Below are 16627 nucleotides of genomic sequence, written 5' to 3'. Positions count from 1 at the left end.
AAATCAAATTAAATAAGTCTCGTCAATCTTGAAGATTTGTTTTATGACGAGTGGTGGTTTGTATTCTTCAAAAGAAGATACATTGTTATCTAAACCTTCAAAAAGGTTAATATAAGTGTAAACAAATGAAGCGACGAATACTTGTTGCTCAAACGTGATTTTGTCAACTTGCAATTGTAATTCGTCTTGACCTTCAATTGCTAATTGTTCATCATCACAACAATTTTTCTTGGTAATAGAACATCCTTCGGTTGAAGGCTTTTCCATTTCCATTCCGCACCCTTTGGCCTTATGAAAAATAGCAGTTTCTACTAAAGTATCTCCGCAATAATGCATATTCACAGTAAATGACATTGTAGAGAATAACACTACAAAAGCCATTACTAAAGACATTATTTTATGGAAAATTTGCTTCATATCTAATTGCAAATGTATAAAAATTTTACAACTATTGATTTTGTTTAACAGAAGTTTAATTGACTAATCTGCTTAATCCCAACTCATTCGTTGTAATCTAACTGCATTTAAAATTGCTAATAATGCTACTCCTACATCTGCAAAAACTGCTTCCCACATTGTAGCTAAACCACCTGCTCCTAAAATTAAGACAATAACTTTAACACCAAATGCTAAAATGATATTCTGCCAAACAATTTTACGTGTAGAACGACTTATTTTAATGGCTCTTACTACTTTTGAAGGTTGGTCTGTTTGAATGATAACATCTGCTGTTTCAATAGCTACATCGCTCCCTAAACCACCCATTGCAATACCAACGTTACTTGCTGCTAAAACTGGTGCGTCATTAATACCATCACCTATAAAAGCTACTTTGTTTACAGGATTTTTCTTTAAAATTTCAACTTCGTTTAATTTATCTTCTGGTAGCAAACCACCTTTAGCATTTTCGATGTTCAACTCTTTAGCGACTTGTTGCGTAATGGAATCTTTATCACCGGAAAGCATCATAATATTTTTAATGCCTACTTTATGTAAATTAGTAATTGTTTTTTTTGCATCTTCCTTTAATTCATCTGCTATTACTACAAAACCTGCAAATTGATTATCGATTGCTACCAACACTATCGATTCTACAATAGATTCCGTTTCCGTTGGAACATTAATATTATTCGCAGTCATTAAGGCTTTATTACCTACTAAAACTGTTTTACCATTTACAATGCCTTTTAAACCTTTACCTGCAACTTCAGAAACGTCTTGTGCTTCAAAATCTTCACCTTCAGCTTTGTACTCTAAAATGGCTTTAGCAATTGGATGCGTGGATTGTTCTTCCATCGCCATTAAGTATTGCATAAATTCGGTTTCATTCCAACCAATTGCTTTTACTTCTTTGATTTTAAAAACACCTTTGGTAACGGTTCCTGTTTTGTCCATTACCAAAGTATTTATCTTGGTCATTGCATCTAAAAATGAAGCACCTTTAAATAAGATTCCATTTTTTGAAGCTGCTCCCAATCCACCGAAATATCCTAATGGAATTGAAATCACTAACGCACAAGGACAAGATATTACCAAGAAAATTAATGCTCTGTATAACCAATCTCTAAACACATAATCATCTACAAAAAAGTAAGGTATAAAAGTAACACCAATAGCTAAAAACACTACAATTGGTGTGTAGATACGAGCAAACTGTCTGATGAATAATTCTGTTTTAGATTTACGTGCTGTTGCATTTTGAACCAAGTCTAATATTCTCGCAATAGAACTGTCTTCAAACTTATTGGTTACCTCAACTTCAATAACGCTTTCCAAATTAATACTACCTGCGTAAACCTTTGCTTCTTTTTGAATGGAATCTGGTTTGCTTTCTCCTGTTAACGCAGCTGTATTTAAAGATGCTTTTTCGGATAATAAAATGCCATCCAATGGAATTTTTTCACCTACACGAATTTGAATTTTCTCTCCAATATTGACAACTTCAGGCGAAACACTTTTATAATCTCCCTCACGAAATACATTGGCTTCTTTAGGTCTAACATCTAATAATGCTTTTATATTTCCTTTTGCACGATTTACAGCAGCACTTTGAAATAATTCGCCTACTGCATAAAATAGCATTACTGCAACACCTTCGGGATATTCACCAATAACAAATGCACCAATGGTTGCTATAGACATTAAAAAGAACTCTGTAAAAACATCACCTTTTTTAATACTAATCCAACCCTCTTTTACAACAGGAAACCCTACAGGAAGATATGCAATACCATACCAAGCAATACGAATCCAATCCTTAAAGAATGAAACATCAAAATAATCTAAACCTATACCAATGATAAGCATTGTAAAACTTATTATTGCAGGCACGTAGGTTTTGAATGCACTTCCATTACCGTGATTATGACCATCATTATGCGTGTGTTGCACTTCTGAATTTGGTTTTAAATCTCTTAAATTGACTTTCTTTTTTTTCATTTAATATCTAATAATTTTTCAATGTCATTGGGAATAGGCATTCGTTTTAATGGTGGCACGTTTGCTCCACCAGTATTACCAAGTGGAACGTGATTTATAAATGATTTCCAGCCACCCACAAGCAACCTAATTATTTGACCTATTACTTCTTTCGTATCTTTTTGTCTAAATCCAAACTTTAGCATAAGCCAATGTGAATAGGTATGTTCTATAGGATAAGATTGTCCTATTATATGACTACGTTCTAAATGATACCAAGCATTACCAAACTGCTTATTTTCTAAACAGAAACTGTATTGTTTTAATTCTTGGTTATACGCCTGTTTTAGATGTTTAGGTATTTTAGTATTAAACTTCATATCCTCTAATTTTGGATAAATGTACTTTAATAGTAAGTGCAATGGAAGTGCAATAATTAGACACTACACTTATCGCAAATACCTTTTACCACCAAATTTACATTCTCTGACACAAAACCATCTGGCACTTTTATTTGAGGTATTTTATGTTCTGTTAAGCAAATGGTTTCATTGCAATTATTACAATGGAAATGTAAGTGCAAATCGGTTTCAATTTCACAATTACATCCCTTTTCACATAATGCATATTTTGTAATCCCTGTACCATCGTCTATTTGATGCACAATAGCCTTTTCTTCAAAGGTTTTAATAGTTCTGTATAAAGTGGTTCTGTCTGCTTTTGAGAAAGCATTTTCAATATCACTTAAAGTAACAGCGACCTCTTTTTCTGTAAGAAACTTATATATAAGCAAACGCATTGCTGTAACACGAATATTTTTTGACTCTAATACTTGTTCTATTGTTTCCATAATTAATGTGCGTGTTCTGCTTCTCCTTTTTTCATTTCTGCGTTAAGATAATAAGCATTGTTATAAGCAAATTTTGTATTACTTTCTATTTTTTCAGTAAATTGAACCGATACCCAATCACCATCTTTAGTGCCTAACACAACTTCGATAGGTTTAAAGCTCCAATCGTCATTTTCTTTTTCTACTGAAAACACATAATATCTTTCGCCTTCTTTTATAATTGCACTTTCTGGTAAAGCTTTTGTTTGGGTATTATCTACTTGAATTTTACCTTGAATATACATACCAGGAATTAAGTTACCTTTTTTGTTTTCTATTTCTGCGTGAACGTGGACTGCTTTTGGGTTGTCCTCAAAGGTTTTGCTTACGGAATAGATTTCTGCGATAAGCTCTGCATCTGGTATGGATTGTACCGTAAAGTTAACTTTCTGACCTTTCTGTACTTTATAAACATCTTTTTCAAAAACCATTAAATCGGCGTGAACGTGATGCGTATTTACAATTTCAAATAATTCGGTTTGTGGCTCTACATATTGACCTGTTTTTACTTCAACTTTTTGCACAAAGCCTTCTATTGGACTTCGCAATGCTATGCGCTGTGCAATTGTTCCATTGCGAACTGATGTAGTGTTAACGTTGAGTATTCTTAATTGCGCTTCTAAACCATTAACCATTGCTTTTGATGCTTGATATTCTGCTTCTGCTTTCTGGAAATTAGCACCAGAACCAACACCAGCATCGTATAATTTTTGTTGACGTTCATAATTTTTCTTTGCAAGCTCGCTATTGCTATAAGCGTTTAAATAATCCGTTTGCGCTTGTATGATATTTGGGTGCGATAGATAAGCCACAACTTGACCTTTATTAACCTTATCACCTTCAATCACTTCAATTGAAACGACATTTGCACCAACAACAGTAGTAATAGCTGCTTCGTTTTGTGGTGGTACTTCTAACGTTCCGTTTGCTTCTACATAGCCGCTCATATTACGTAATGCTAACGTATCTATTTTCATTTTCAATGCATCGAATTGCTGTTGTGAAAGCATTACTTCGTCTTCATTGTGATGCTCTTCGTTAACTTCTGTTTTTTCTTCCTCATCGTGGGAATGACCATCATTCTCGTTATGATTTTCTTTATTTCCGCAAGCTGAAACAAATATGGCTAACACCATTACGGTAAGGATTTTATATATTTTGTTTTTCATTGTCTTATTTATTAAAATATTGTAATTGAAATGTGCTTTCTAAATAGTTTACTAATGCAGTCTGTGCTTCCAGTTCCGATTGAATTGCTTCTTTTATCAACTGCGTAAATGCAGTATAATCAATTTCGCCTTCTCTATATGCCAGTAATGCACCTGTTTTTTGCTCTTTTGTTAATGGTAAAACTTGGTCTTTGTAAAACTCCCAAGATGTTTTCCATTTCATATAATTTTCTTTAGCCTGAACAAACCTTGATTGTACTTCCTGTTTTTTGAACGCTACATTGGTTTCCGCTATTTCTTTATCAATTCTGGCACTTCTAACTTGTGCTTTGCTAGAACCTGATAAAAACGGAACTGAAATTCCTGCTTGATAGGTGTAAAATCCTGAATTGCCATTTACTTTTTGTAAACCACCTTGAAGATTGAACTTTGGCAAATTATCTGCTTTTGCAGCTTTATATTTAGCTTCCGCTTCATCTACAATGTTCTGCGACATACTGTACAATGGATGACTTTCAATACTGAATGTTTCCATATCACTATCTATCGCTACCTCAAATTCATCTGAAACTGTAAAAATTTCTTCTGATACCAACCACAAATTGAATTGCTGTAAGGCAATAAGATAATTACTATAGGCTTGCGCTTTTTTATTCTGAATTTGAAACGCTTGATTTTTTGCTGCCGAATATTCTAATTTAGAAATAGCTTCGACTTCATAATTTAAAGCTACTGCTTGCTCGAATTTGGAATAAATGGAATCCAATTCCTTATACAAATCATAGTTTTGTTTCATTTGATAGCAATTAGACCAAGCTTTTTTAACTTCCAATTCTAATTCCAACTCGGAAAGTTGAAAGGCTTTTTGTTCCAATTGAATGCGTTGTTCTTGTAGCTTCTTTTTAGAACCAATGCCAAATACATCGATATTTGATTGACCAATACCAATGGTTGTATAGATGCCATTTCCATTATCAATTTCTTCTCCACCTGTAAAAATTTGAGTCGTTCCGAAATCATAGGCAGTCGATTTTAATTGTTCTTGTTTTGTAATTTCCAACTGCTTTTGCTTCAATAATGGATAATTACTTTTTGCGAGTTTAACAGCTTCCTGTAATGAAATTTCGGGAATTGTATCATTCAACTCTTGTGCATTACTTTGTGGTGAAAAGCCAAATAGTAATAATACAACTGCTGTTGCTGTTACTAACTTTTTATTTGGCTTAAACGTAAAAGATTTGTTTTCTACCCAATGATATAAAATTGGTAAAACAAATAAGGTAAGCAAAGTTGAAGTTAATAATCCACCAATAACAACCGTTGCCAATGGACGTTGTACTTCTGCACCAGCTGATGATGAAATAGCCATTGGTAGAAAGCCTAATACATCTGTAAAAGCAGTTAGCATAATAGGTCTGATTCTTCGTTTAGTACCTTCAACTATTCTATCCTTTAGATTGGTTACACCTTCTTCTTTTAATTCGTTGAGTCCGCTTATCATTACCAAACCATTTAAAACTGCAACACCAAACAGCACAATAAAACCAACACCTGCCGAAATACTAAATGGCATATCACGTAACCACAACGCCACAACACCACCAATAGTTGCCATTGGAATAGCTATGTAAATCATTAAGGTCTGTGGTAAAGATTTTAATGCAAAATATATTAGTATAAATATGAGTAACAATGCAATAGGCACAACGGTTTGTAATCGGTTGCTAGCACGTTCTAAATTTTCAAATGCACCACCATAACGAATAAAATAACCTGATGGTAATTCTAATTGTGCATCTAATTTTGATTTAATTTCAGTTACTAACGATTTTACATCACGTCCTCTAACATTAACACCTACATAGGTTCTTCTATTGGTGTTATCTCTACTGATTTGCATTGGTCCTGCTTTATAGCTTACATCTGCAATTTCACGTAAAGGAATTTGAGCACCCGAAGGTAAATTGATATACAGGTTTTGAACATCTGAAATATCCTTACGGTTTTGATCGCTTAATCGTACTACTAAATCGAAGCGTTTTTCACCTTCAAAAATTACACCTGCTGTACCACCTGCAAATGCAGATTGTACGGTTTGATTAAGCGTATTTATTTGAAGACCATATTGCGCCAATTTATTCCTGTTGTAATTGATTGTCATTTGTGGCAAACCTATTGTGGCTTCCGCTTTCATATCACCAATACCTTCAGTACCTGCGATAATTTTAGATATTTCTTCGGCTTTTTGAGATAGAATATCAATGTCTTCACCATAAAGTTTTATAGCAATATCTTCACGAACACCTTCTAATAACTCGTTAAAACGCATTTCAATAGGTTGTGTAAACTCATAATTAACACCAGGAACCATTTCAACTGCTTCTTTCATTGCTTCAATCAATTCATCTTTTGATTCTATAGTAGTCCATTCACTTTTAGGTTTCAGAATTACAAAAACATCGGCAATATCCATAGGCATCGGGTCGGTTGGAATTTCGGCAACACCAATACGACTCACAATTTTATCAACTTCTGGAAATTTTGCTTTTACTATTTGTTCTATTTTGGTAGTAGTTTCAATAGTTTCTGTAAGTGAACTACCTGGTTTTAAAATAGCGTGAAATGCAATATCACCTTCATCGAGTTGCGGAATGAACTCGCCACCCATTCTTGAAAACATAAAAACGGTTATTCCGAACAACACAACTGCAATACCAATTACCCATTTCCCTTTTCGCAAGGCTCTAACCAATAAAAGTTGGTATTTATCTTCAACCCAATGCACAAATCTATCTCCATAAGATTTTTTATCGTTTTTAGGTGCTCTTAATATTAAAGCTGACATCATTGGCACATAGGTTAAACAAAGTACCATTGCACCAATCATAGCAAAAATAAAGGTCAAAGCCATTGGTTTAAACATCTTTCCTTCAATACCTTGTAAGGCTAAAATGGGTAGAAAAACGATAAGGATAATCAACTGACCGAAGAAGGCAGCATTCATCATCTTTTTTGAAGCATTAGAAGCAACTTTATCTCTTTCTTTAGATGTAAGTTGTTTCTTTTTCAAAACTTGTGATGCTATAAGAAAAACAGTGCTTTCAACAATAATTACAGCACCATCTACAATGATTCCGAAATCAATTGCTCCTAAACTCATTAGGTTTACCCAAACATCAAAAACATTCATTAAAATAAAAGCAAATAATAAGGATAATGGAATAGTAGAGGCAACTATTAAACCTCCTCGCCAATTACCTAATAAAAAGACCAACACAAAAATGACGATTAATGCACCTTCAATAAGGTTAGTTGTTACTGTAGAAGTTGTTTCGCCAATTAATTTACTTCGGTCTAATAATGGTTCAATAATTACGCCTTCTGGTAACGACTTTTCAATTTGAGTCATTCGCTCTTTTACATTGGCAATAACATCATTGGAATTAGCTCCTTTTAGCATCATTACCAATCCACCTACAACTTCTCCTTCACCATCTTGGGTTAATGCACCGTAACGAATTGCAGAGCCAAATTGTACCGTAGCAATATCGCCAATAGTGACAGGTATATTATTAATATTCTTGACAGTGATTTTTTTAATGTCCTCTAAACTTCTCACCAAGCCTTCACCACGAATAAAATTGGCTTGATGGTTCTTTTCAATATATGCACCTCCTGTATTTTGATTATTGGCTTCAAGTGCATTAAACACATCTGTAATGGTAAGGCCAATAGCATTTAAATCGTTTGGGTCAACCGCTACTTCGTATTGTTTTATTTTTCCACCAATAGCGTTTACTTCTACCACACCAGGAACCATTGCCATTTGACGCTGTACAATCCAGTCTTGCATTGAGCGTAAATCTGCAATGTTGTATTTGTCTTTAAACTCTGGTGCAACTTTTAGTGTGTATTGGTAAATCTCTCCTAAACCTGTTGAAATAGGACCCATTGTAGGTTCGCCAAATCCAGCAGGTATTTGCTCTTTGACTTTGTTTAGTTTTTCGGCTACTAATTGGCGAGGTAGATATGTTCCCATATCATCATCAAATACAATAGTAACCACAGATAAGCCAAAACGAGAAATTGACCTTATTTCCTGAACATCAGGAAGATTGCTCATTGCCACTTCAATTGGATAAGTAACAATTTGCTCAATATCTTCAGTACCTAAATTGGGGGATTGTGTTATAACCTGTACTTGGTTATTGGTAATATCTGGAACAGCATCTATTGGCACTTTGGTCATACTCCAAATACCTGTTCCGATTATGGTAAGCGTAAGCAAACCAATAATGAATTTGTTATTGATTGAAAAATCAATGATTTTATTAATCATAGAAAATGTATTAATTCAGTTAAACTATTCGATACAATTCTGATATAAGAAAATAGAATTACACAAAATGAAATGAACCCTTTAGGCTCAAAATTGGATATAGCTATCCATTAAAAAACTGAATTATACTTTAGGTGGCTGGAAAAGTGATTCCAAATATCTGGAAGTGAAGTTTACTTTATGTAAATTATATTGTTTTTTCTCTTCAAACTTAAATCGATTGGTTAAAGCCAAATTATTGTTCGCAATAATTAATACCAAAGGGTGACAACATTGATTATGGGAATGGACTGGTGTATTCTCCTTATCTGGGTTATGATGATGCTCTTCATTTTTAGCATCGCTCTCAATGTAATCTTCAACTACATATTCAAAGAAAGAGTCTCCATAAACTTTATGGTCTTGATAATGGGTAATTACATTTGAAATTTCTTTAATTGGACCACAAAAGTCCATATCTATGCTTATCCCTTGAAAAAAGAATAAAATAGACATTGATATGGAAACAAATATTTTCATATAATTTATACAAATATACAAATTATTGAATGCAATGGTGTTGCAAATAAATTGATTGGTAAATTACAAAAACCATAGAGCATCTTTAGCATCGTCTGGAACGCCATTATTAAAACGCGGTGCTATTTGTGCTACCATTTCAGGATATTTAATTGTGATTGGTACATTTTGTTGTCGAAGTGATTTCCAATACAATCTGCTAAACTGATATACTTGTGTTAATAGTTCTAACACTACGTCTGCATCTTCAAAAGCATCTTCATCTGGACTGCTTACCTTAATTTTTATTGGAAACGGATAACCATCTGTATCTGCATATCTCTGTGAATTAGGGTAACGCGCATTATTAAACAGTAGGAATTGATTTTCGCTAATACGTATGTATGTGCCACTTACAGGCATTAACTTTTTGTTCCAATTAAGGTCGTAAGCAATAATATCTTCTGCTTCTGTTTTATTGATATTTAGAATGTAAAGCGGAATTTTTAACCCTAATGTATGCATCCCTCTAATAATTGGTTTTAGTTCCTCGTAACTCATTTCCTTATAGAAGTGAATGACTACTTTATCTGCTTCTGCAACCGATGTAAAATCTCTAATGGCTTTACATATACTTCCTGCCAATAGGTCTGTTTCGCTTTGGTCAAAATATTCGAACTTTCTAAATAAGCCATTGTTTTGAAAACTAAAGGCACTTGCTATATACCGCCTGTTTTCGCCTTGATTGGTAAATGCACCAACACCAATTACTAATTCTTTTTTATCGGTTACTGCAAGTTTCCAAGGTGCACCACCTAATTTAGCGTGAATAGCCAATGCCATATTTTGTAATGAAAATTGGAAGTTGTATTGATTCTCGATATTGACCACCATTTTTTCATAATCTACCACTTGTGTAACAATGCCTTCATTTAAAAACAGTTCTTTGATTTGAATATAGATTTCGCGGTCTTCGGGATTTTGTGTGAACTTATCGAAAGGACTTAAATAAAAAGCTGCGTAAAGCACATTATCGTGGTCGAAGGTTAAACTCTCTAACTTTTCAACTATTTCTGGTATTGGGTCGTTTTCGTTGGTAAATTCAATGAAGTGTTCTTTGGATGATGATGCTTTAATGTTCACATAGGCTTCTAATCCTTTATAATAATTCTTTTCTGTATTTACACCTTCCTTTAAATTTTGATAGAAAGACAATACCGAATCTTTATGAGAAGTATGGCAAATGAAAAATATCTTGATATTTTGATTGTTTGGACGTCTGTAAGGGTTTAGGATATTCATTGCCTTTTTAGGCACTAAATGGGTTTTCTTGTTACCGTATTGGTCTTTACCAAATTCCAATAAACCTACTTGTGGGTCGATATGGTTGATACGATTGAGTGGCACATCTATAAACGTATCAGTTTTAAATGGAAATATGACTTTAAAATCTTCTTTAAACAGATAGTTGGTTGCAAAATTATTAATAAGTGCTACGTACTTTTGATATTTATTAATTGGTCTTATAGGTTCCTCAATAGGTATATCTAATGCTCGTGCTAATGACAAATTAAAAATTGGGTATGCTTGGTCAAACTGAATAGCATTGTAAAATTCTTGTTTTTCCTCTGTATCGAGGTCCATTTGGTAATTGAACGTTTTTTGACCATATACACAACGTTTTATTAACTCTGAATCCTCTATATCCTTAACCGATGTTGTAAGGACTTTTGAAGTACCATCGTATGATACAATTAACTCTGGTAAGTCTGTGAGTTTTGCAAACTGTATCTTAAATGAAAATTTATAGTAGAGGTTATAGTCTGATGTATTCCCTTTTTTTGAAGGCATCCACACTTGTACATCACCAACGAAGTTTTTTACTACTATATAGTCTTTCGATTTAAAATAGCTTCTTAATTTATGTTTAAGGAATTGCTTATAAATTCTTAATTCTCTACCATCTACTAAATTTAGCTTAATGCTTGGTGCATCTGGTATTTCTGTTGTAAATGTTGTAAATATTTGGTCTTTGTTAGATAAGTCTGCATCTGGAAACACCTCTTTTATCTGCCTTGAAAATTTAGATTTATGGATAGGATGACTACCTTCAATATCCTCTAAAGTTAAATAAATAGTAGGCGCACTATTAGGCCATTTAAAGTTTAGTATGTTGGTTTTGAGGTGTTCTTGCATAAATGAAATTATATTGTAATTTTACATAGAAGGTTGAACTTTATTATTGTTATCAACTAATAAATCTTTGTTTAGTAGTCTATTTACAGACTGCATATCTTGGTATGTAGATTTAGCACGCTCTATTATTTTTTCAATAATTTTATCAGAAACTTCCATTTGTTTCACCAAGCCTAAACCAACCAAATAATCTAATAAAAAGGATATATACAATAGTTCAAACTGTGAAAAAATATTGTTTTTTGTTTTAGTGCGATGTATTAAATAATCTCGATGACGAACAATCTTTGATACATATGTTTTAATATCATCTTCTGGAATATTAGTTATATCGACTAATAATTGCTTTTGTTCTAATAAATCTTTGGCAAAAGATGAGTTCTTAATCTTATTACCAAATTTCAAACTATAAGCTTCGAAAGCTGTATAGGAATTTGTAAATCGCCTACTATGGCTCGTTTTAACCGAGAGTAAATTTTCGATAATAATATCAGCACAATAACCTATGCCTTCATTGTTATACCAATGCTTAATTATATTGGACAAATCATCTTTAATAGTATCATAGTCAAGCGCTATAAAACCAGATATGTTTTCTTTGTTGAAATCATCCTTGTAATATAACGAAGCCCAATTACCACAGCTTAAACATTTAAAATTAAAAGCTTTAAATTGTACAGACTTACCGTATAAAAAATGAAATAATTTTTGAAATGAATTATATAAATCTATACTCTCAAGAATACTCAATTTTTTTTCTGATTTAAAATCGACATATCCAACATTGTCCATTCTAAAAAAGTTGTGGTTAGAAGTATTGGATGTTGATTTTGTGATTTTAATAGATAAGTCTTCAGTAATATTCGTATTGTGGACTACGTCATCCTCTTTTTCAAGTTTGTCTTCTAAAGAATTATACCAATGCATTTTTCTAACCCAACTCACTATTGCTAAATTGTCAATTTGAAATTCATTAATTTTCAAACCTATAGGTTCAATTAAATGATATGCACAAGCAAACGTATATTTAGGCTTATAAGTTTTAGTCTCTACTATTCCATTGCTACTGTTTTTAATCTTGCAGTTTACAAAAGTTAAATAGCCTAAACCTGTAAAAACCCCATAAATTAACTCTATTTGATAGGCAGGTAATCTTTCTGACAAATTGGTCGTTATGTGTACTTCATCATTAATTAACTCTAATACACAAAAGCACTTATTATCCTCTGCAGATTTAAACCATACCTCGCCATAATATTTATTCTCTTTAAACATAAATTACTTTAAATCCTAACCCTTTTTTACAATCTTACTAATTTTTTCTTCAGCTATTTTGAGGATTTCCGTACGCTCCTTTTCATTTTTGAGCATTAGTACAATTTGTTCGGACATCCATAGCTTAATTAATTCGTTTTCGTCTTCTTTTAATGTTTTGGCAAAAGCAACTACTTGTTCGCGTCTTGCCATCCGATTTCCTCGTTCTATTTTACTTAAATAGGCAACATCCATATTTAGGTTTGCAGCCATTTCCCTTAATAGCAAATTGCGTTTTTCACGCAATGAACGTATGTACTCTCCAAACTCCATAATAGAATTATTTAGACTTGTCAAATTTTGTCTAATTTAACAAAAGGAAACCAAAGGAAAGTAAAAAGATATAAACAGTTATTAACAGGTAATGAGGATATTAAGGATTTGAGGAAGTCAATTTAATCATATCCTTAAATCCTTAAAATCCTTAACTATGTCTTTGCAGGATTTGAATAGTTGTTGTGTGCTTCTCTGTATATTAAACCTGCATCAACAAATTTGGTAATATAGCCTTCTGCGGTTTTGTGTGGGATGCTTTGTTTTGTGGCTAAATCTAAATACTCTTGTCTGCTAAATTGCTTTGGCAAACTTTCTAAAAAGCGTTCTTTTCTATTTAAGCGTTTTGTTGCTTTTTGCTCTATTGGTAAATCATTAAATACTTTACTACTGTGTTTTACTAAAATTGAAATTATGGTTAGTGCATTTTCAAAATCTATATCCTCACATTCTTTAGTTGCGTTTACATCACCATCCTCCATAATTCGGAATGCTGTGAATAGCATCATTATCCTAAACGCAATTAAGCCTAATCGCCTTATTGTTGCGATGTACTCTTCGGGTTGTAGGTTGATGTATTTGGTCTGTAAGGATTCAAAGAACGTATTGAATTGCTGTTGTTGGGTTGTGGTTAATCGTATTTCAATCTCTGGGTTGTTTTTTAGCGTTTTGTACAATTCTAAAAACTCACTACCTAATTGGTTATAGTAATCATCTAAACCTAACTTATTACTATTTTGAAATACATTTTTCCAAGTTGGTTTTATATTCATATAGTAAAACATAAAGCGACTAAATAGCCCATTTTCTGCATTGGGTATTAAGGTTGCCACTTGTTTAGGTGTGCCTGATAATACTGTTGACAAGCACGGTTTCTCAATATCTACATATTCTCTATCTGTTCTACGATAATAGCTTATGGTTTCGTGATGAAATGCTTTACGAAATCCATCGGAATAATTGCCATAATCACTTTTAAAGGCTTGTGCTAATGTATCGCCTTCGGTTTCAAAAATTAAACCTCTGCCTTTATTATCAGAAATTAATTGATATACGCCTGTTACACTATTGTTAGCAGGAATGAACAGCATTCGCTCTGGCGGTTTACTCGGTTTTTCCAAGTTTTCATCTTTGCCTTTATTCATATTATAAGTAGCAGTTTCTGCTTGAAATTGCTGCTTTAATACTTTGGCTTGTTCTCGTTTTAATTTATGAACAGGCTCTACCAAATTTTTAATTTGGTTAAGTCTTCCTTTACCTGCAGATGCAGGTGCGGTTACAAATAAATATAAGTTGCTGAATACTCTACGTTGGTCATAGATACCAAAGAGTTTAGGAAAACACGCACTAAATGCTGTTAATGCACCTAACAATAAAATGTCCTTTTCTTCTTGTCCATTAGCAGGATTTACAACTTGTTGTAAAAACTGTGGCAAATTCTCATATACCGTTTCTGGTATTGTAGGCATTGATTGGTTGGCTGTATCGACAACAGTTGCAACGTTTGTTGCAACTTCGTTGTTATACTGTTGTTTAGTCGGTTTGATACCTGACTGATGTGCATAGTGATAAAAGGTAGCAATTGTAATTCCGTGTCCTTTTGCGTTTGAGCATTTATCGAATTGTGCATCACACTCTTTAGCATCGTAACCTGCATAATTTTTACTTATTCGGTGGAAATAATCTCTACCTATTTCTCCATATTCTTCGGCTAAAGCAAAGCCTAAATCTCGCCAAGTGGCATAACTTCCTGTTATGTCTGTACCTGATTGCTCGATTGCTGAAATGTAGGATTCAATGTCGTTATCAGCAACTGCAACAACATTAGTTGTTGCGGTGTTGCTTTTTGGTTTTGTTGGCTCTTTAGGAACTTCTAACCAATCTTTTGGGTTAAATATTTTAGTCATAATGCTTGATGTCTTTTATGTAGAAAGGCTGTTGGGTCGTATGGTAAAAAACACGCTCTGGAAACGTCTTTACCTGACTGGTCAACCTCAATGTTATAATTGTGTTTAATATAATTTGCAACTGCTGTGAAATATTCTGAATGTGTTACTTCTGAAACATCTATTCTAATAATCCATTTTAAACCATCGCCAGATGGTGATATGAATAGCATTTCGGTTTCAAAATATTCATCATTTAAGAGTTGCGTTCTTAACTCTTGTAGATTCTCTAAATGGTCAAAATCAATGGTTAATAAATTAGAATGCTTTAGCAAATTATTATCGCTTCGTTTTTCAAATGTTCCTGAAAGTGTTACGTAATCAAATCGATTCGCTTTAAATTTACGTGCTTCTTTTACATTGGTAATTGCTCTTAATTCTTCAGTAATTTTTTTGTATTTATTACTTGTGATTAATGCAAATACTTGATGCAATCGCAAGGTTTCCGAAGGAAACACATTGCGAACAGGTGCTTTAAAAAAGCTACAGTTGGCATACCAGGTGTCGTCTGGTTCATTCAACCATTCCAATTTGTCTTTTTCCTTGACATCTAAATTAAGATGTAACTCTTGATTTATCTTCTGGTACAAATCTTCTTCATCGGTTATTCTAAAATGATATTGTGCAAAATCGAATACATCACCTTTAAAGGCTTCTAATTCTGTATCTCGATGTGTTGCTATAATACCATCAATATGAATCCGTAAGGTTTCTTTACCACCATTAAAAGGGTTTCGAGTTATCCCACAGTCCCTTCCTTTTACAGAAAGGACTGTTTGATTAGGATAATACTGTCTCAACACATAGGCATAGATTTTTAAACCATAATGTGTTTTGTCTAAAATTGCTTCTCTACTTATTTTCATCTTGCTTGAAATTATGGTTGTAGTAGTTGTCTTGAAGCAATTGCTCTATGTCAGCAACTTTATAGTAAAATTTACCTTTTACTTTGCTGTAAGGCAAAGTGCCATTGGTTCTTAAAGTTTGTAGCGTTCGCTTACTTATATGTAAGGTCTGCAATACATCTTGATTGTCTATCCACGTATCTTTTAATACTTCTGCTCTCGATTGTCGTAACAATTCGATACGTGCTTTAATGTCCTTTATTTCTTGAGAGAGCGTTAAGAGTAAATCGATTATTTCAGTCATAACTTCACCGCTCCTTTCTTAATAAGGTAATCGGCAGCTTGCTGTTCGATTTCGTCTCTTGAGTTCATACGGTTACGCAGTAACCAATGGTCTAACTCTTCTCTTTGAAAATAAATCTTTTTACCATTCGGTTTATAATGTGGAATGGTTCCCGTACTTGTGAGTTTATACAAGTGCGATTGGGATAATTCTAAATACTTGCAAGTTTCATTAAAGTTTAATACTTGCTTTTGCATTGTTTGTTGCTCTAATAAGAGTTTTTCAATGCGGTCTAACTTTTCGATGATATTTGTGTCCATCGTTTATTTTGTTTTAAATAAATGAGGACATCTGGCCAAATGTCATTCTTGGTTTTCAAGAACAGGACAAAGGTTGAAAATTGGCTTCCCGATTTTAGTAAGAGTGTAAAACAAGGGTAAGACAACAGTAAGGTTTC

The 16627-nt window shown here is 33.2% G+C and carries 14 protein-coding genes; all 14 read right to left on the bottom strand.

Annotated elements, in window-relative coordinates:
* Positions 1-3 precede the first annotated feature (3 nt).
* On the bottom strand, positions 4-417 hold the full coding sequence (locus ACFSSB_RS00930; RefSeq protein WP_226696413.1) for an HYC_CC_PP family protein: 414 nt from the start codon (positions 415-417) through the stop codon (positions 4-6).
* A gap of 72 nt (positions 418-489) precedes the next feature.
* Positions 490-2439 carry a heavy metal translocating P-type ATPase gene (locus ACFSSB_RS00925; protein WP_092447194.1) on the bottom strand — a complete coding sequence of 650 codons (1950 nt, stop codon included), beginning with the start codon at positions 2437-2439 and terminating at the stop codon, positions 490-492.
* On the bottom strand, positions 2436-2798 hold the full coding sequence (locus tag ACFSSB_RS00920; protein WP_013622781.1) for a DUF3703 domain-containing protein: 363 nt from the start codon (positions 2796-2798) through the stop codon (positions 2436-2438). Before ACFSSB_RS00920 ends, ACFSSB_RS00925 begins: the two co-directional genes overlap by 4 nt.
* A 56-nt stretch (positions 2799-2854) precedes the next feature.
* Entirely contained in the window at positions 2855-3268 is a 414-nt protein-coding gene (locus ACFSSB_RS00915) for a Fur family transcriptional regulator (protein ID WP_054851361.1), read from the bottom strand.
* Positions 3269-3270: 2 nt separating this feature from the next.
* Complete coding sequence (locus tag ACFSSB_RS00910; protein WP_379899987.1) at positions 3271-4476, bottom strand: efflux RND transporter periplasmic adaptor subunit; 1206 nt, start codon at positions 4474-4476, stop codon at positions 3271-3273.
* 4 nt (positions 4477-4480) lie between these two features.
* Entirely contained in the window at positions 4481-8815 is a 4335-nt protein-coding gene (locus tag ACFSSB_RS00905) for a CusA/CzcA family heavy metal efflux RND transporter (protein WP_379899985.1), read from the bottom strand.
* A 123-nt stretch (positions 8816-8938) separates the two neighbouring features.
* Positions 8939-9334 (bottom strand): hypothetical protein, encoded by a 396-nt coding sequence (locus tag ACFSSB_RS00900; protein ID WP_289044117.1) that lies wholly within the window; start codon positions 9332-9334, stop codon positions 8939-8941.
* A 63-nt stretch (positions 9335-9397) separates the two neighbouring features.
* Positions 9398-11509: a Piwi domain-containing protein gene (locus ACFSSB_RS00895; RefSeq protein WP_289044119.1), complete on the bottom strand. Its 2112-nt coding sequence runs from the start codon at positions 11507-11509 to the stop codon at positions 9398-9400.
* A 21-nt stretch (positions 11510-11530) separates the two neighbouring features.
* Positions 11531-12784, bottom strand: a complete 1254-nt coding sequence (locus ACFSSB_RS00890) for an ApeA N-terminal domain 1-containing protein (RefSeq protein WP_379899982.1) — start codon at positions 12782-12784, stop codon at positions 11531-11533.
* Between the two features lie 15 nt (positions 12785-12799).
* On the bottom strand, positions 12800-13096 hold the full coding sequence (locus ACFSSB_RS00885) for a helix-turn-helix domain-containing protein (RefSeq protein ID WP_038507003.1): 297 nt from the start codon (positions 13094-13096) through the stop codon (positions 12800-12802).
* Positions 13097-13251: 155 nt separating this feature from the next.
* Positions 13252-15003 carry a DUF3987 domain-containing protein gene (locus ACFSSB_RS00880; RefSeq protein ID WP_289044125.1) on the bottom strand — a complete coding sequence of 584 codons (1752 nt, stop codon included), beginning with the start codon at positions 15001-15003 and terminating at the stop codon, positions 13252-13254.
* Positions 15000-15908, bottom strand: a complete 909-nt coding sequence (locus ACFSSB_RS00875; RefSeq protein ID WP_289044127.1) for a BT4734/BF3469 family protein — start codon at positions 15906-15908, stop codon at positions 15000-15002. Before ACFSSB_RS00875 ends, ACFSSB_RS00880 begins: the two co-directional genes overlap by 4 nt.
* Complete coding sequence (locus ACFSSB_RS00870) at positions 15895-16191, bottom strand: helix-turn-helix domain-containing protein (protein ID WP_289044129.1); 297 nt, start codon at positions 16189-16191, stop codon at positions 15895-15897. Before ACFSSB_RS00870 ends, ACFSSB_RS00875 begins: the two co-directional genes overlap by 14 nt.
* The gene (locus ACFSSB_RS00865) at positions 16188-16490 is read right to left on the bottom strand and encodes a helix-turn-helix domain-containing protein (protein WP_013622770.1); all 303 of its coding nucleotides are present in this window, start codon (positions 16488-16490) and stop codon (positions 16188-16190) included. The genes ACFSSB_RS00870 and ACFSSB_RS00865 overlap by 4 nt, the downstream gene beginning before the upstream one ends.
* Positions 16491-16627: the final 137 nt, after the last annotated feature.

This window comes from Lacinutrix gracilariae, from assembly GCF_042684485.1.
In the GTDB taxonomy this organism is placed as follows: domain Bacteria; phylum Bacteroidota; class Bacteroidia; order Flavobacteriales; family Flavobacteriaceae; genus Oceanihabitans; species Oceanihabitans gracilariae.
The sequence above is the reverse complement of the archived record's forward strand: the minus strand, read 5'-3'. Positions and strand labels throughout refer to the sequence as shown.